Source organism: Gilvimarinus sp. DA14 (assembly GCF_024204685.1).
In the GTDB taxonomy this organism is placed as follows: domain Bacteria; phylum Pseudomonadota; class Gammaproteobacteria; order Pseudomonadales; family Cellvibrionaceae; genus Gilvimarinus.
The window spans coordinates 1,764,445-1,780,759 of record NZ_CP100350.1; the positions used below are offsets into that span (position 1 = coordinate 1,764,445).

At 54.5% G+C, this 16,315-nt stretch carries 15 protein-coding genes; 5 read left to right on the top strand and 10 right to left on the bottom strand.

Features of this window, described 5'->3' with window-relative positions; translation table 11 throughout:
* Positions 1–7 precede the first annotated feature (7 nt).
* Positions 8–1,786, bottom strand: coding sequence for a GspE/PulE family protein (locus tag NHM04_RS07785; protein ID WP_254266417.1), 1,779 nt, complete (start codon positions 1,784–1,786; stop codon positions 8–10).
* 131 nt (positions 1,787–1,917) lie between these two features.
* On the opposite strand from NHM04_RS07785, the gene NHM04_RS07790 reads away from it, so the two are divergent.
* From NHM04_RS07790 to ilvD, 5 genes are all read left to right on the top strand, one after another.
* On the top strand, positions 1,918–2,598 hold the full coding sequence (locus NHM04_RS07790) for a TIGR00153 family protein (protein WP_254266610.1): 681 nt from the start codon (positions 1,918–1,920) through the stop codon (positions 2,596–2,598).
* 49 nt (positions 2,599–2,647) lie between these two features.
* On the top strand, positions 2,648–3,922 hold the full coding sequence (locus NHM04_RS07795; RefSeq protein ID WP_254266418.1) for an inorganic phosphate transporter: 1,275 nt from the start codon (positions 2,648–2,650) through the stop codon (positions 3,920–3,922).
* A gap of 93 nt (positions 3,923–4,015) precedes the next feature.
* Entirely contained in the window at positions 4,016–5,185 is a 1,170-nt protein-coding gene (argE, locus tag NHM04_RS07800; protein WP_254266419.1) for an acetylornithine deacetylase, read from the top strand.
* Positions 5,182–6,501: an amino-acid N-acetyltransferase gene (gene argA, locus NHM04_RS07805; protein ID WP_254266420.1), complete on the top strand. Its 1,320-nt coding sequence runs from the start codon at positions 5,182–5,184 to the stop codon at positions 6,499–6,501. The genes argE and argA overlap by 4 nt, the downstream gene beginning before the upstream one ends.
* Positions 6,502–6,618: 117 nt before the next feature.
* Positions 6,619–8,460, top strand: coding sequence for a dihydroxy-acid dehydratase (gene ilvD, locus NHM04_RS07810; protein ID WP_254266421.1), 1,842 nt, complete (start codon positions 6,619–6,621; stop codon positions 8,458–8,460).
* A 152-nt stretch (positions 8,461–8,612) separates the two neighbouring features.
* Here the strand turns inward: ilvD and NHM04_RS07815 are convergent, their stop codons facing one another.
* The 9 genes from NHM04_RS07815 to lgt all read right to left on the bottom strand — a co-directional run bounded on the left by NHM04_RS07815 (position 8,613) and on the right by lgt (position 16,260).
* Entirely contained in the window at positions 8,613–9,995 is a 1,383-nt protein-coding gene (locus NHM04_RS07815) for a lipopolysaccharide assembly protein LapB (RefSeq protein WP_254266422.1), read from the bottom strand.
* Between the two features lie 9 nt (positions 9,996–10,004).
* Positions 10,005–10,628 (bottom strand): energy transducer TonB, encoded by a 624-nt coding sequence (locus NHM04_RS07820; protein WP_254266423.1) that lies wholly within the window; start codon positions 10,626–10,628, stop codon positions 10,005–10,007.
* Positions 10,629–10,634: 6 nt separating this feature from the next.
* The gene (locus NHM04_RS07825) at positions 10,635–11,039 is read right to left on the bottom strand and encodes a biopolymer transporter ExbD (protein ID WP_254266424.1); all 405 of its coding nucleotides are present in this window, start codon (positions 11,037–11,039) and stop codon (positions 10,635–10,637) included.
* A 39-nt stretch (positions 11,040–11,078) separates the two neighbouring features.
* The gene (locus tag NHM04_RS07830; RefSeq protein WP_253968999.1) at positions 11,079–11,606 is read right to left on the bottom strand and encodes a MotA/TolQ/ExbB proton channel family protein; all 528 of its coding nucleotides are present in this window, start codon (positions 11,604–11,606) and stop codon (positions 11,079–11,081) included.
* A gap of 10 nt (positions 11,607–11,616) precedes the next feature.
* Positions 11,617–12,993 carry a MotA/TolQ/ExbB proton channel family protein gene (locus NHM04_RS07835; protein ID WP_254266425.1) on the bottom strand — a complete coding sequence of 459 codons (1,377 nt, stop codon included), beginning with the start codon at positions 12,991–12,993 and terminating at the stop codon, positions 11,617–11,619.
* Positions 12,990–13,772, bottom strand: a complete 783-nt coding sequence (locus NHM04_RS07840; protein WP_254266426.1) for a DUF3450 domain-containing protein — start codon at positions 13,770–13,772, stop codon at positions 12,990–12,992. The genes NHM04_RS07835 and NHM04_RS07840 overlap by 4 nt, the downstream gene beginning before the upstream one ends.
* A gap of 276 nt (positions 13,773–14,048) precedes the next feature.
* Positions 14,049–14,561 carry a dihydrofolate reductase gene (locus tag NHM04_RS07845; protein WP_254266427.1) on the bottom strand — a complete coding sequence of 171 codons (513 nt, stop codon included), beginning with the start codon at positions 14,559–14,561 and terminating at the stop codon, positions 14,049–14,051.
* A gap of 38 nt (positions 14,562–14,599) precedes the next feature.
* Positions 14,600–15,439: a thymidylate synthase gene (locus tag NHM04_RS07850; protein ID WP_254266428.1), complete on the bottom strand. Its 840-nt coding sequence runs from the start codon at positions 15,437–15,439 to the stop codon at positions 14,600–14,602.
* Positions 15,436–16,260 (bottom strand): prolipoprotein diacylglyceryl transferase, encoded by an 825-nt coding sequence (gene lgt / locus NHM04_RS07855; RefSeq protein WP_254266429.1) that lies wholly within the window; start codon positions 16,258–16,260, stop codon positions 15,436–15,438. Before lgt ends, NHM04_RS07850 begins: the two co-directional genes overlap by 4 nt.
* Positions 16,261–16,315 lie beyond the last annotated feature (55 nt).

Here is a 16,315-nt window from a genome sequence, read left to right on the forward strand (position 1 = left end):
GTTACTTTCAGTGGTCGGCGCGCTCGGGCGGTGGAGCCACCCGCAGCACTTCTTCCATAGTGGTCAGGCCCGCGGCGATCTTTTGCGCGCCGGACAAGCGCAGAGTCCGCATGCCCTCGCGCATGGCCTGCTTACGCAAGGCCTGCAAATTACACTGGCCGGTAATAAGATCTTTGATGGAATCGCTCAAGGTGAGAATCTCATAGATACCCTGGCGCCCCAGGTACCCGGTATTGCGACACTCCAAACACCCCACAGGACGGTACACCTTTTCTGGCAAGTTAACTTTCCAGGGTGCTACCAGTGAGTCCCAGTCTTCGCGTTTAATGCTGCCCTCTTCTTTGCAGTGAGGGCACAGTGTACGCACCAGTCGCTGCGCCATTACCCCCAGCAAGGTGGCGTTTATCAAGTAAGAGGGGATCCCCAGATCCAGCAGACGGGCCACGGTAGCCGGGGCATCATTGGTATGCAAGGTGGACAGCACCAGGTGCCCGGTGAGCGCTGCCTGCACCGCCATCTGTGCGGTTTCCAAATCGCGCATCTCACCTACCATGATGATATCCGGATCCTGACGCATCAAAGTGCGGATACCGGCGGCAAAATCCAATTCGATTTTGTGGTGCACCTGAGTCTGGTTAAAGCTCTCCTCCACCATCTCAATCGGATCTTCGATGGTGCTGACGTTAACCTCACTGGTGGCGAGCTTGCGCAGCGATGAATAGAGCGTAGTGGTTTTACCCGAACCGGTGGGGCCTGTGACCAGCACAATGCCGTTAGGGCGCGACAGCATGCCATCCCAGCGTTTGAAGTCGTCCCCAACCAGCCCCAAGTCGTGAAAACTGCGCAGCAGTACTTCGGGATCGAAAATACGCATAACCAATTTTTCACCAAACGCCGTTGGCAGTGTCGACAAACGCAGCTCCACCTCACTGTCATCGGCGCGGCGGGTTTTGATACGGCCGTCCTGCGGCTTGCGCTTCTCGGCAATGTTCATCCGTCCCAGCACTTTAAAGCGGCTGACCACGGCCATTGCCACGGAAGCGGGAAACTCGTAAACATCGTGCAAAACGCCGTCAATGCGGAACCTGACCTTGCCGATTTCGCGCCTGGGCTCTATATGAATATCACTGGCGCGCTGATCGTAAGCATACTGTAACAACCAATCGACAATATTGACGACGTGCTTGTCGTCTGCATCAGCATCGCCAAGGGATTTTAGCTCTACCAGCTGTTCGAAGTTAGTGGCGCCCGAGGCGCCGGGGCCACCGCTGGCGCCAGACACCGAACGGGCCAGAGTGTAAAACTCAATTTGATAGCGAGACACGTCCGCCGGATTGGCAAACACCCGCCGCACGCGTTTGCGCGCAACATGCTCAACCTGAGGCTCCCAGCCAGCGAGAAACGGCTGGGCACAGGCAATGACGACCTCATCTGGGGTCACTTCAACGCAGAGAATGCTGTGGCGCTTGGCAAAGCCATAAGACACCACCGAGGTTACTTTAGAGACATCGATTTTGAGCGGATCAATATGTACCACATCGAGACCGGCCCGCCCCGCCATCCATTGGGTGAGCGCTTCGCCGTCCAGCAGCTTGCCCGGGCGGGCGGCATCATCGACATTCTGGCTGGCCACATATGCCATGGGGTGCATGGCCGTCTGCGCGCGACTTCTATTAGCACCCAGCAGTATGTTGGCATCGGCCTTACTGATGCGCTCATCTGCCAACAGCTCATTGATGACAAAGCGCAGGTCCAACACCGTATCCGCCGGTATCTGCTGGGGCATAGCACACTCCCAAGTATTCGATTCGAGCGCCGATTGTAGCCTGCGGATGGCGAATGAGTCACCCGCCCGGCGTGACCTGGGCGGGCAATGTTTTTATACTGCGCGCTGAATTTGAGAGAGGACTCAAGATTATGGCTTTCAGCAACCCGTTTTCCAATATGTTCGGGCACTCCCCCATCAAACCCATGCAGGAGCACATGACGGCGGTGGTAGAGGCATCGGGCAGATTACCCGGCTTCTTCGAAGCGGCCATCGGCGGCGACTGGGACACCGCCAGGCAACTCCAGCAGGAAATCGCCGCGCTGGAAACCAAAGCCGACGACATGAAAAAGCAGCTGCGCCTGCACTTGCCCAAAAGCCTGTTTTTGCCGGTGCCGCGCACCGACTTGCTGGAGCTGCTAAGCACTCAAGACCGCATCGCCAACAAAGCGCAGGATATCACCGGCATTATGCTAGGTCGCAAAATGGCGATCCCCGCCAGCCTCAAAGAACCCTTTCAGGAGTTTGTCATGTCGGCACAGAAGACCGCCGAACAGGCACTGGCGGCCATCAATGAGCTGGACGAGTTGCTGGAAACCGGGTTTAGCGGCCGCGAGGTCAGCCTGGTGGAAAACATGATTGAAAAGCTCGACGATTACGAGCGCATCAACGATCAACAACAGGTAGAAATTCGCTCCAAGCTATTTGAGCTGGAAGCACAACTGCCGCCCGTAGACGTTATGTTCCTGTACCAAATTATCGACTGGATCGGTGATTTGGCCGACCGGGCGCAAGCCGTGGGCAGCCGCCTGCAACTGTTACTGGCGCGTTAAAAGCGCGCTTAAATGCAATTAAAAACTACAGAGACACTGGGGAATTTCCATGACCGTGATCGCTGAATACGGCCAGATTTTACTGATACTTGCCTGCGTTTTTGGCCTGTTTATGGCTTGGGGGGTAGGTGCCAATGACGTCGCCAACGCCATGGGCACATCGGTGGGCTCCAAAGCACTGACGATTAAACAGGCGATTGTCATCGCCATGATTTTCGAGTTTCTAGGGGCCTACCTGGCCGGCGGCGCGGTGACATCCACCATCCGCAAAGGGATTGTCGACCCGGCCATTATGGCCGGCTCGCCCGAGCTATTGGTGTACGGGATGCTCTCGGCACTTCTGGCTGCGGGCACTTGGTTGTTGATTGCCAGCATTGTGGGTTGGCCGGTATCGACTACTCACTCTATTGTCGGTGCAATTGTGGGCTTTGCTGCGGTGGGTATATCCACCGATGCGGTCGCATGGGGCAAGGTTATGTCCATTGTCGCCAGCTGGGTAGTCTCTCCTATGCTCGCTGGTACCATCGCCTTCTTCATCTTCCGCTCGGTGCAAAGACTGATTCTCAATACCGAGGATCCTTTCGCCAATGCCCGCCGCTACATTCCTTTTTATATGTTTGCGGTGGGTTTTTTGATTGCCATGGTGACCCTCCTAAAAGGCCTCAAGCATGTCTTTAAAGACACGGGATTCTCTCTTAACTTTCTAGAGAGCACCCTGATTGCAGCGGTGATTGGCGGTATCGTCTGCGTTATTGGTATTTTTTTACTGCGCCGTATTCAGCCCGAAGAGACACCAGCCAGCGGCAATCGCTTTGCCAACGTAGAAAGACTGTTTGCCATCTTAATGGTGTTCACCGCCTGCGCCATGGCTTTTGCTCACGGCTCTAACGATGTTGCCAACGCTGTCGGCCCTATGGCCGCGGTTATTAACGTCATCAACACCGGCGGTGTCGCAGCGCAATCGGTTATGCCCAGCTGGGTGCTACTGATTGGCGGCGTGGGGATTGTGATTGGTCTTGCCACCTATGGCTTTAAAGTAATGGCTACCATTGGTAAAAAGATCACTGAACTCACGCCCAGCCGCGGTTTTGCCGCCGAGCTTGCCGCCGCCGCCACCGTGGTGCTGGCCTCGGGCACCGGCCTGCCAATTTCAACTACCCACACGCTCGTAGGGGCTGTATTGGGCGTAGGCTTGGCCCGCGGTATTGGCGCCCTGAACCTAGGCGTAGTGGGCTCAATCTTCATGTCCTGGGTAGTCACCCTTCCCGCCGGCGCCGGCCTTGCCATTTTGTTTTTCTTTTTCTTCAAAGGCATTTTCGGTTAGTCCTCAGCCGCGCTTTTGCTATCGCAAAAGCGCGGCCTCTTGTGCCCCGTCACCACTGTATTACACTGGCGCTTCCCGAGCCGGAGACGCCAAATGTCACTCGACCTGAACCGCTATAAAGATTTTCTTACCCAACTAGTCGCTGAACCATCGGTTAGCTGTGCCGTACCCTCATGGGATATGAGTAACCAGCGCGTGATCGAGCATTTAGCCAACTGGCTAGAGGCTTATGGCTTTACCAGCCAGATTCTGCCTGTAGCGAACCATCCGGGTAAATTTAATTTACTGGCCACCTTAGGCACAGGCGACGGCGGATTGGTGTTTGCCGGTCACAGCGATACCGTGCCTTTCGACGAGCACCTCTGGCAGAGCGATCCTTTGCAGTTAACTGAAAAAGACAACCGGCTTTACGGCCTCGGCGCCACCGATATGAAGGGCTTTTTCCCGGCGGTACTTGAGGCGGTAAAAGACCTGGACGCCAGCAAACTGACGCAGCCAGTGATGGTTCTTGCCACTGCCGATGAAGAAAGTAGCATGAGCGGCGCGCGAGCGTTGGTCGATAGCGGCGGCCTATGTGCCCGCTATGCGGTGGTGGGTGAACCCACCGGGATGCGCCCGATCCACATGCACAAAGGAATTTTAATGGAAACGGTGCGCGTCAAAGGCGCCGCCGGTCACTCGTCCAACCCGGCGCTGGGCAACAGCGCCCTTGAAGCCATGCACGAGGTCATCGGCGAGCTTCTGCAATACCGCGAGGAACTGCAGCAACGCTACCGCAATCCTGGCTTTGCCGTCGATTTACCCACCCTAAACCTCGGTTGTATTCACGGCGGCGACGGCGCCAACAGAATCTGCGGCGAATGTGAACTGCACTTTGATTTGCGCTCCATTCCCGGCATGCATAACGATGAACTACGCCAGGGAATTACGCAGCGCCTCACCCCTATTGCCGAGAGGCGCAAGCTGGATATTGTGTTCTCCACTTTGTTTGAAGGGGTAGACCCGTTCTATCAAGACGAGCACTCTGAGCTGATCCGCACCTGTGAACGCCTTACAGGCCAGAGCGCTACCAGCGTTGCCTTTGCCACCGAGGCGCCGTTTTTTCGCGATATGGGTTTGCAAACCGTGGTTATGGGGCCGGGCTCCATTGACCAGGCTCATCAGAGCAACGAATATATTGAGCTGAGCCAGATCGAGCCGGCGGTAGACACCATTCGCCAGATGATTGAACACTTTTGCATGACCGAGACTAGCCACGCATGAGCGAACAACAGCAAAAAGATTACGTGAAGTGGTTTCGCCACTCCTCTCCCTATATCAATGCCCACCGGGGGAGGACCTTCGTGGTCATGCTGCCGGGAGAGGCGCTAAACCACGCCAATTTCAGCAACATCATTCACGATCTGGCGCTGCTTTCGAGCCTGGGAGTACGGCTGGTGCTGATTCACGGTGCACGGCCGCAGATCGATGCGCGCCTGGCCACAGAAGATCGCAGCAGTGATTTTCACAAACACCTGCGCATTACCGACGCCGACAGCCTGAGCGCGGTCCTTCAAGCCATTGGCGGTGCTCGTATTACGATGGAAGCGGCTCTTTCCACCGGACTGCCCAACTCGCCCATGCACGGCTCGCGCATCGAGGTGGTCAGTGGCAACTTCGTCTCTGCCATGCCGCTTGGCGTCTTGGATGGCGTCGACTTACAACATACGGGCAAGGTAAGACGGGTCAACGTCGCGCAGCTGACCCGGTCGCTAGATGCGGGTGCCATTGCACTGCTATCGCCGCTGGGTTACTCGGCCACCGGAGAGGTGTTTAACCTCAGTTACAGTGATGTAGCCACCCAGGTGGCGAGCGCACTGAAAGCGGACAAGCTGCTCGCTTTTTGCGATGGTGACGGCGTCTACGACGCTGAAGGTGCGCTGGTGCGCCAGCTTCCCCTCGGCCAGTGCAAAGACTATCTGGCCGCCCACGCGGGCGAGCTCAGCGATATGATCCGCCAGGCGCTGGAAAGCGCCTACCTCAGCTGCCTGCAGGGCGTCCAGCGGGCCCAGCTGGTTAACTACACTGCCGACGGCGCACTGCTGGGCGAGCTGTTTACCCGTGACGGCCAAGGCACCATGATTTACTCGGGGCAATACGAGCAGTTGCGCACCGCCACTATCGACGATGTGGGCGGCATTCTCGAGCTGATTGCGCCTTTAGAAGAACAGGGCATTTTGGTCAGGCGCTCGCGCGAGCTTTTAGAAACCGAGATCGATAAATTCAACGTGATGGAGAAAGACGGTACGGTTATCGCCTGCGCAGCCCTATACCCTTACGGCGAGGTCGCCGAGCTCGCCTGCGTTGCCACTCACCCGGACTACCGCAAAGGCGGGCGCGCCAGCCAACTCTTAGAACAACTCGAGCAGCAAGCGCGTCGCCGCGGCACTCACACACTGTTTGTGCTCACCACCCAAACCGCGCACTGGTTTTTGGAACACGGCTTCGTGCAGGGAAAGATCGATCAACTACCTCAAGAGCGCCAGACGTTTTACAACTACCAGCGTGGCTCGAAGGTATTTTTTAAAGAAATTGGTTAGCTTATTGCCCGGGGCGGCCTCCGAGGTCAGCCTGCCGAGATCAGACCCGCATCCGCTAACATTCTGGTATCCTATGCGGCTTTTCTCTGACCTGTTTCTACTTAAGTAGGTAAGATTATGCCGACCTATCGCTCCAGAACCACTACCGCCGGCCGCAATATGGCTGGCGCTCGCGCCCTTTGGCGCGCCACCGGCATGAAAGACGACGACTTTCAAAAGCCGATTATCGCCATCGCCAACTCCTTTACCCAGTTTGTTCCCGGCCATGTTCACTTAAAAGATATGGGGCAACTGGTTGCCCGCGAAGTCGAAAAAGCTGGCGGGGTCGCCAAGGAGTTCAACACCATTGCGGTGGATGACGGTATCGCCATGGGGCACGACGGCATGCTCTATTCACTGCCCTCGCGCGATATTATCGCCGACTCGGTGGAATATATGGTTAACGCGCACTGTGCCGATGCGCTGGTGTGTATTTCTAACTGCGACAAGATTACCCCGGGAATGCTGATGGCGGCCATGCGCCTCAATGTGCCAGTTATATTTGTCTCTGGCGGCCCCATGGAAGCCGGCAAAACCAAGCTGCTCGATCACGGTCTGGATTTGATCGACGCCATGGTCATGGCAGCCGATGACAATGTTGACGACGAGACCCTAACCGAGGTTGAGCGCAGCGCCTGCCCAACCTGTGGCAGCTGCTCGGGCATGTTTACCGCCAACTCCATGAACTGCCTGACCGAAGCCCTGGGACTGTCCCTGCCAGGCAATGGCACTATTGTCGCCACCCACGCCGATCGCGAGAAGCTGTTTAAGCGCGCGGGGCACAAAATCGTCGAACTGGCAAAACGCTATTACGAAGGCGACGAAGAGCATTTACTGCCTCGCGCAATCGGCAATCGCGCCGCTTTCAGTAACGCCATGGCGCTGGACATTGCTATGGGTGGCTCTACCAACACCATTTTGCACTTGCTGGCGGCGGCCCAGGAGGCTGAGCTGGATTTTGGCATGTCGGATATCGACCGAATTTCCCGCGAAGTCCCCCAACTGTGTAAAGTTGCCCCCAATACTCAGAAATATCACATCGAAGATGTTCATCGTGCCGGTGGCATTATGGGTATTCTGGGTGAACTTGATCGCGCAGGCGTCATTGATACCAGCGTACCGACGGTTTACGGCGATACTCTGAAGGATGCCTTGGACGAGTGGGACATTATGCGGGACCCCTCGCCAGAGGTCGTAGAATTTTACAAAGCGGGCCCCGGTGGCATACCTACGCAAGTGGCTTTTAGCCAGAGCGCCCGCTGGCCCAGCCTGGACGGCGACCGTAAAGACGGCTGCATCCGCAACCTGGAGAATGCCTTCTCTTTAGAAGGTGGCCTGGCCGTACTGTACGGCAATATCGCCGAGGACGGTTGTGTCGTCAAAACCGCAGGCGTAGATGACTCGATTTTAGTGTTCGAGGGTCCGGCACACGTCGTCGAGAGCCAGGAGAAAGCTGTAGAAAACATTCTCGAAGGCAAGGTCAAACCGGGCGATGTGGTGATCATTCGCTACGAGGGCCCCCGTGGCGGCCCCGGCATGCAAGAGATGCTCTACCCCACGAGCTATTTAAAATCTAAGGGCATGGGTAAGCAGTGCGCGCTGCTGACAGACGGTCGCTTTTCTGGCGGCACCTCAGGTCTATCTATCGGCCACTGCTCTCCGGAAGCCGCAGCCGGCGGAGCCATTGGCTTAATTGAGACTGGTGACATCATTCGGATCGATATACCCAAGCGCACAATTGATGTAAAGCTCACTATGCGCGAGCTGCACGATCGCCGCGAGCAAATGGAAGCCCGGGACAATCCTTGGAAGCCTCTGGAGGATCGCCCTCGCAAAGTCAGCGCTTCACTAAAGGCCTACGCTAAGCTCGCCACTAGTGCCGACAAAGGTGCGGTGAGAGATCTCAGCCAACTCGATTAAGCTTGGCACTGCAACTTAGCCTCATAAAAATACCCGCTCAGGCGGGTATTTTTTTATTACTGTTTTAAGTTACTAACGCCCTTAGTGTTGCGGGCACAAAAAAGCCGGCTGGGACTAACCGAGCCGGCTTTGTACGGATAACCTAAAAAGCATTAACCGTCGCTTTTCAGAGCTTCCTGACGCTTCTTCTCGCCTTCAGTGTAAGAAATCCACTGACTGGCAAACTTCTGGCTGCGCTTGTCGCGAGAGGCTTTCTTAAAGGCTTCGATGGCCTCATCGAAATTACCCCGTGCCAACTCCGCTTGACCAATGGTCAGGTGAACCGAGTCTGGACGACTCAAGCCACCTTTTTGCAGAGCGTTACGCGCGGCAGACACCGAAGCTTCAAACTCATCGCGAGCAAACAACAGACGCGACAGGTTGAAATAAAGATCGCCATCTTCAGCCTTAGCCGCAGCGCGCTTCATTTCCACCAGAGCTTTGTCGGTCTCTTGCGACAGGCGCCAAGAGTTGGCAAGCAACTCCAGGTTAGTCGCCGTAGGCTCGACAATTTTATCCGCGTTGATACCTTTATCGAGCAACTTCGCTGCTTTGTAAGGAGCATCGTTTTCAATAAAGTGCCCGGCCAGGCTCTTCAGCTCATTTTCTTTTTTCAGGCCACCCATCACATACATGGAGTCCATGGTGCGATAGTAGTTATCAAGCTGACCCAGCTCGTAGTACAAGCTAGCCATCTGTGACCAATAGTTCATTTTAGGATATAGACGAACCAACTCCTGCACTACAGCCAAGGTAGAATTGTAGTCTTCCTTAAAGAAGTACAGAGCGCGCAAAAAGCTGAGCCACTCTTCGCGTGGAATCTTGCCTTCTGCCTCGTACAATTCAATCGCATGCAGCATGTTGGCCAGCGCCTTTTCATGCTGTTCCGCGCCGTAGTATATCTGCGCCAGAGTTGAATATTGAGTCGCGGAGATCATGGTCACCATCTTCGACCAGCGCTCCAGATACTCAACAGCTTTCGTCTCATTTTCTTCCTGGGCGTACAACTGCCCCAAGAAATAGTAGAACTGAGCTTCTGTACCCACGGGCAAATTTGGACTCTGCGCCACAACCATCTCAAAGTACTTAATGGTGTTGGGCATATCCTCGCGCTCGTAGTAAAGCTGACCCAATACCTGATAAAGCATAGCTTTAGCGTAAGGGTTCAACTCACCGGCTTCACGCTCCATCTCTTTCGCCATCTGGAAAGCCTTGGCCGGATCGGCTTTCGCCCCTTCGGCTATTTGCTCTTCAGAAGGCTCCATGGTGGAGGTGATTTCAGAATAGTCTTCGATAAAGTCCTGCGGCAGGCCCGGCAGACGACGCGGATCTGGGCGCTGCTCGGCAGGCTTCAGATACTGGGCGTTCGCCGGGGCAATGCCATCAACTGCCATGGCGTCTACCGACACCATGGTCAGAACGGGGGCGGCAGCGAGCACCGCAACCCCTACAGACTTTTGCAAGGTGGCTGAAATTACTGATTTTAACGTCTTCATTTTCATCACCTATTCCTGTGCCAGCTCAAATACAAAGCGGTTGCGCACGCCGGGCACCTCAATTGGGTTTCCGTCTACTACGCGCGGCTTGTACTTAAACTTCTCCGCAGCTCGAATCGCAGCGCGGTTAAAGATGGAGGTCTCGTCGCCATCTTTGGTAATCGCCTCGATCACAACTACGTCGCGGGTTGCACCTGTGGTGGTTACCGTAAACTCCACGGTCACAAAGCCCTCAATGCCGCGCTGAGCCGCACGACGAGGATATTGCGGTGCCACTTTCACAATGGGCAGATACTCACCGTCACCACCCAACCCAGAAGTACTGATTTGAATATCAGAACCCAGGTTTGGTGCCTGCATATTCATGCCTTCCGGGTTTACATCCGGCGCATCAAAATCAGGCTCCGGAATATCCGGTGGTGGCTCTTGTGGTGTTTCCGGCTTATCGGGTTTCGCTGTTTCGTAGCGGGTTTCAATCTCCATTTCCGGCATATGAATGTCTTCAATGCGGGTAGTCTCTGGCTGATCGTCAGCCTCGAGATCGGAGTTGATCAAGAACTGCATTAAATACAGCAGCCCGAACGTGATAACCACCGCCAGCACGACAGCAATTAATACTCTTGCAAGTTTCATAGCGGCTTAGTTCTTCAGTGTTGAAACAGCAACGTTACTCACACTCAACTGTCGAGCGGTATCGGCCACCTCAGCCAGCAGTTTCACACTGGCTTCGGAGTCCGCTTGAATAACAACACTGCCGTTTGGATTTTCAGCAAGCAGACGCTCAATTTGCGCCCGCACCCCACGGGGATCCACCTGGTTTTTATCGATCCAGATTTCATCGGAGTCGGTGATCGCAATCAAAATACTGGCGTTTTTCTTTTCGTCAGCAGTGGTTGCTTCCGGCCGAGTCACTTCTACCCCGGTCTCTTTAATGAACGTGGCAGTCACAATGAAGAAGATCAACATGATGAACACCACATCGAGCATGGGGGTCAAGTCGATTGCCCCGGTCTGATCATCTTCAGATTGGTTTCTACTGCTCATGGCATATCTCTTATCACTGGGTTAAACGACGTGCCAGCCTTAATGATCCATTGTCAAATGGTCGGCAAACAGCTGATTCTCACGCTCGGCCGTACGGGTTAGATACGTATTGGCAAATACGCCAGACAGTGCTGCCACCATACCCGCCATTGTCGGGATAGTTGCTTTTGACACACCGCCAGCCATTTGCTTGGCATCACCGCCACCGGTCATAGCGAGAACGTTAAACACTTCAATCATACCGGTAACCGTACCCAGCAGGCCGAGCAGAGGACACAAGCTCACCATAGTGGCGATCATGTCCATATTGGCATTTATCTTCTGCCCGACACGAGAAATCAGTGCATAACGAACCTGATGGGCATTCCAGGATTTGCGCTCCGGGCGCGCCTCCCAAGCGTCCAAGGCCTCTTGTACATCACCTTTCAGACCGCCTTTGAAATACCACACCCGCTCGAAAATCAGGGTCCACATGACAAAGGTTAGGGCGGCGATCCATAACAGTACGGTACCGCCCTGATCCAAAAAGGCTTTAATGGCTGCGATTGCTTCCATTAATGCCAGCATGCTTTATCTCCTACTTACGCTCGGCGTTCTCGGCAATAATGCCCGCCGACTGTTCTTCAAGAACGTGGATTACGCGCTTGGCACGGCCATTAACAATGGTGTGCAGCAGTACAGTTGGAATGGCTACAACCAGACCCAGTACGGTGGTAATCAAGGCAGATGAGATACCGCTCGCCATGTTCTTAGGATCGCCGGCGCCGAAGATGGTAATCGCCTGGAAGGTCAGAATCATACCTACAACGGTACCCAACAGACCCATCAGCGGTGCAACCGCAGCGATAATCTTCAGAATCGACAGACCGCTTTCAATTGCGGGGCGCTCTTTCAGCACAGCTTCTTCAAGCTTCAGCTCCAGAGTTTCGCCATCGACGTGTGGATTGTCTTCGGCCACTTTCAACACGCGCCCCAGTGGGTTGTTGGTGTTGGCTTTCTTAGACTTCAGCTGGCTGCTCACCTTGGCATTTACAATGGTCAGGTAAATGATGCGCCACAAACCGATGATCAGGCCGATGATACCGACGATGGTAATGGCATAACCCACACCGCCGCCTTGGTGCCAGCGCTCACCCCAGGTGGGGCTGTCGATCAGAGCGGTCAGCAGAGAGCCGCCGGTAGGACCAGTTGGGTCAATACCCACACCAACCAGGCCACCCGTGGCGTTTTGCAGCTCTTGGGCCGAGCTCAGGAAAGCGTCTGGCTGACGTACCAGCTCTTCCATTTTGTAACCGTCTGGGATGTAGTTCAGGTACTTACCTTCAGAAACCAGGTTATAAGAACCGATACGAACCACTTCTTGCTCAACACGATCGCCGTTGGCTTTGATCACAGTGCCGTTGAACTTAACAACTTTACCGCTCTCAACCATTTGACGCTGTTGCTCATACCACAGACGCTCAATCTCTTCGATAGAAGGCAGACGAGTGTTGCTGTTCATTTTGTCGATCAGACCGGTCAGGAACTCACCGCGATTGGGGTACTGAGCAGAAATCAAAGAAGTGCTCAGAGTGGCGCGCAAATCGCCAGCGGTAGAGGTCAGGTGACCAAACAGCTCGCGCAGAGAACCCAGGCGCTCGTTAAACTGCTTGCGCTTGGCTTCTACTTCCAACTCTTGGTCGGCGTAGGTCTGCTCGAGGCGCTCAGAACGAGCCTCTTCAGAGGCCAGGGTGTCCTGAGCCTGTTTCAGCAGAGAGGCTTGGTTATTTTTCTCACGCTGGAATTGCTGCTCGCGCTGCTTGTGCTCGGCAGACTCCTGAATGCGTGACTCTTTAACCATGTTCAACAGTTCGTCAAGGCTGGCAGCCTTGTCTTCCTGGGCCACGGCTACACTTGTGTTCAACAGGCCGGCAGCTAGGGCTACCAGGCAGCTTTTGGCAAACTTCATTTTCATTGCGCTGCCTCCGGTGCTTGGACAGGTACAAACATAATGTCTTTAGCGGCTTGGTTACGCGCGATGCGCAGGCCTTTCAGGATCTGGTTGCGGTAGGAATCATCCAGCTCAACCCAGGCACCCTGGGCAGAGTCCCAAGCACCTGACTGTTCGGTATCGGTAGTCTGATACATCAGAGAAACGCGACCTACGCGGAGGATGTTAACTTCACGATCCTGACCGCCGATGTTCAGAGTGTCGCGATAGGCTTCAATAAAGCGGCCGTATTCGCTCTCAATTTTGTAGGCTTCCAGAACTTGACGGAATTTCTCAGCTACTGAGATATCGGCGCGTTCCTGGTTATTACGCAGCATAGCGATACGGTCCAGGCGCTCTTCCAGCTTGAAAGGCTTGTCCAGCTCTACGAACTGCTCCAGGGCGTCCAGCATACGCAGCACCAGAGGCTGGATACGACGCTCAATGACAGTAACGTTTTCAATTGACTCATCCAAGTCCTTGATCACAGCGAGCTGATTGGCAATTTGCTTTTCCAGCTGGCTGTTATACAGGCGGATATCTTCGATCTGCTTGTTGACCTGCTTGAACTGAGCCAGAAGATCATCGGTCTCCTGTGCCAAGCGATCGATACGTTTTTGGGAATCCTGAGCCAAGGTAGTTTTGGCCTGGCTTACCTGGAGAATTTGATCCAGGGTTTCATCTGCCATCACCGCGCTGCCCATGAGCGCTCCGGCAGAAAGCACTGTGGACAGAGCCACGGCTTTCATTCGCTGCTTTTTCATATTTCCCCCAACTCGGGTGCTTTCAATCAGATTTGTGCGACAGACTGCTGCCACAGACGCATATCCACTGAACCTCTTGCGAGGCAGCCAAGAACGCAGCATTGTAATAAGAGGGTTCCTCTACATTCAATGCTTTATCCAAATGCCTGAATGCCTGTGTATTTGGGTAGCAAATGGGTAACACTTAGCCGTGAAAACCATTAGAACCGGTAACACCTGGTTATTTTTCAACCTGCATCAAGCGCTAACCTACACCAAACTTATACAATAAGATTATTAAGATTCGGCTTCAGCAACACGCTCCAGTATCAAAAACCGATGAGACAGCGGAGCATCCGCCTCACCCGGCTGCCGGGATATCTCCCGCCATTGCTTAGCCGACAAGTCGGGGAAGTGCGCGTCGGCACCGTCAACCTCGACATCTATTTCTGTTTTATAAATTCTATCGGCCATATCCAGCGCCGCGCGATAGATTTGCTCGCCGCCGGTAATCATAATTTCTTCAGGATCTTGCTCGCGCGCAAACTCCACAGCTTTCGCCACAGAACCTGCCAGGACTACACCTTCAGGAGGGCACCACTGACCGCTTTGACTTACCACAATATTCAGCCGACCCGGTAATGGCCGGCCGATGGACTGGTAAGTCTTGCGCCCCATGATAATGGGCTTACCCAGGGTGACGCATTTAAAGTATTGTAAATCAGCGGGCAGATGCCACGGCATAGCATTGCCCTTACCGATGGCATTTGCGCGCCCGCAGGCGACGATCATAGAAACCTTGACTGGCATATTCACATCACCCCCGCCCCAAACTCATCAACCCTATGCTAAACAGAAATAGGCGCAGCAATTCGAGGGTACGGCTCATAGCCATCGAAATGGAAGTCATCGAGCTGATAATCAAAAATCGACTCCGGCTGGCGAGCGATACGCAACCTCGGCAGCGACTTAGGCTCACGCGACAGTTGCTCATAGACGATGTCGTCTGTCAGGTGATCGTGATACAGATGGCAGTCGCCAAAGGTGTGGACAAAGTCGCCCACCTCAAGACCGCACTGCTGTGCAATCATATGCGTAAGCAGTGCATAACTGGCGATATTAAAAGGTACGCCTAAAAATAAATCCGCACTGCGTTGATACAACTGGCAAGAAAGCTTGCCGTCCGCCACGTAAAATTGAAATAAGGTGTGGCAGGCCGCCAAAGCCATACGCCCAGCCTTCACGTTCTCTTGCGGGCTGACCGATTCATCCGGCAAGTCTGCAGGGTTCCAGGCACTGACAATCAATCGTCGCGAACTGGGCTTGGTTTTGATCTGTTCAATTACCTGACTAATTTGATCGATGGTAGAGCCGTCGGGGCAGGCCCAGCTGCGCCACTGCTTGCCATACACAGGCCCCAGCTCACCCTCTTCAGTAGCCCACTCATTCCAGATGCGGCAGCCACGCTCTTGCAACCACTGCACATCAGTACGCCCCTGCAAAAACCACAGCAATTCCACGATGACACTTTTTAGGTGCACCTTTTTGGTGGTAACCAACGGAAAACCTTGCTGCAAGTCAAACCTGAGCTGACGCCCGAACACCGAACGGGTGCCAGTGCCAGTGCGATCGCCGCGGTCGGTGCCGTTGTCCACCACATCGCGCATTAATTCTAAATACTGCTTCATGACTTTTTCTGCTCCGCCACGCTACTTTGCCCGGCAAGTTTCGGCAGCGCGTAAGCATATACCAGCAACGCCATGCCCAACGCCAACATTGGCAATGACAACAATTGACCTCGGGTCACCCAACCATATAAGTCAAACTGAATATGCTGGTCGGGCTCGCGCGCAAACTCTGCAATAATTCTGAAACAGGCATAGCCAATTAAGAACACACCACTAACGGCACCCGTAGGCCGCGGTTTGCGTGAAAACCAGTAAAGGAGAATAAACAACAACACCCCTTCCATGGCAAATTGATACAACTGTGATGGGTGGCGCGGCAATAGCTCCGGATCCTTGGGAAATACCATTGCCCACGGCCCCTCGGTCGGACGGCCCCACAACTCCTGGCCAATAAAATTACCCAGGCGGCCAAAGGCTAAACCTAATGGCACCACCGGGGCGACAAAATCAGTCAAGCGCAGATAGGGCAAATGAATGCGGTGGGCGTAGAACAGCATCGCCAGTAAAACGCCAATTAAACCGCCATGGAAAGACATTCCGCCTTCCCAGATGCGAAACAGCAGTAAAGGGTCGCGCATCCAGGCTTCAAAATTGTAAAACACCACGTATCCCAGGCGCCCGCCAAGCACCACCCCAAAGGCCCCGTAGGTAATCAGGTTCTCTACTTGCGCGCGACTGACCGGTGAGTCCTCACGCTTAGCTCTGTGCATGGCAATCAACCAAGCCGAGGCAAAGGCGAGCAGATACATGATGCCGTACCAATGCACTTGCAGCGGGCCTAGTGAGAGAGCAACGGGGTCGAAATCTGGGTGGGTTAACATAGAGCGTGCGCCAGTTAAAAAGTGCGGGCAATCATACCACCGGCGTGTTCAAGGT

Coding starts and splice junctions, on each gene's coding strand:
- NHM04_RS07785 (WP_254266417.1), bottom strand. CDS start 1,786: ATGCCCCAGCAGATACCGGCGGATACGGTGTTGGACCTGCGCTTTGTC.
- NHM04_RS07790 (WP_254266610.1), top strand. CDS start 1,918: ATGGCTTTCAGCAACCCGTTTTCCAATATGTTCGGGCACTCCCCCATC.
- NHM04_RS07795 (WP_254266418.1), top strand. CDS start 2,648: ATGACCGTGATCGCTGAATACGGCCAGATTTTACTGATACTTGCCTGC.
- argE (WP_254266419.1), top strand. CDS start 4,016: ATGTCACTCGACCTGAACCGCTATAAAGATTTTCTTACCCAACTAGTC.
- argA (WP_254266420.1), top strand. CDS start 5,182: ATGAGCGAACAACAGCAAAAAGATTACGTGAAGTGGTTTCGCCACTCC.
- ilvD (WP_254266421.1), top strand. CDS start 6,619: ATGCCGACCTATCGCTCCAGAACCACTACCGCCGGCCGCAATATGGCT.
- NHM04_RS07815 (WP_254266422.1), bottom strand. CDS start 9,995: ATGAAGACGTTAAAATCAGTAATTTCAGCCACCTTGCAAAAGTCTGTA.
- NHM04_RS07820 (WP_254266423.1), bottom strand. CDS start 10,628: ATGAAACTTGCAAGAGTATTAATTGCTGTCGTGCTGGCGGTGGTTATC.
- NHM04_RS07825 (WP_254266424.1), bottom strand. CDS start 11,039: ATGAGCAGTAGAAACCAATCTGAAGATGATCAGACCGGGGCAATCGAC.
- NHM04_RS07830 (WP_253968999.1), bottom strand. CDS start 11,606: ATGCTGGCATTAATGGAAGCAATCGCAGCCATTAAAGCCTTTTTGGAT.
- NHM04_RS07835 (WP_254266425.1), bottom strand. CDS start 12,993: ATGAAAATGAAGTTTGCCAAAAGCTGCCTGGTAGCCCTAGCTGCCGGC.
- NHM04_RS07840 (WP_254266426.1), bottom strand. CDS start 13,772: ATGAAAAAGCAGCGAATGAAAGCCGTGGCTCTGTCCACAGTGCTTTCT.
- NHM04_RS07845 (WP_254266427.1), bottom strand. CDS start 14,561: ATGCCAGTCAAGGTTTCTATGATCGTCGCCTGCGGGCGCGCAAATGCC.
- NHM04_RS07850 (WP_254266428.1), bottom strand. CDS start 15,439: ATGAAGCAGTATTTAGAATTAATGCGCGATGTGGTGGACAACGGCACC.
- lgt (WP_254266429.1), bottom strand. CDS start 16,260: ATGTTAACCCACCCAGATTTCGACCCCGTTGCTCTCTCACTAGGCCCG.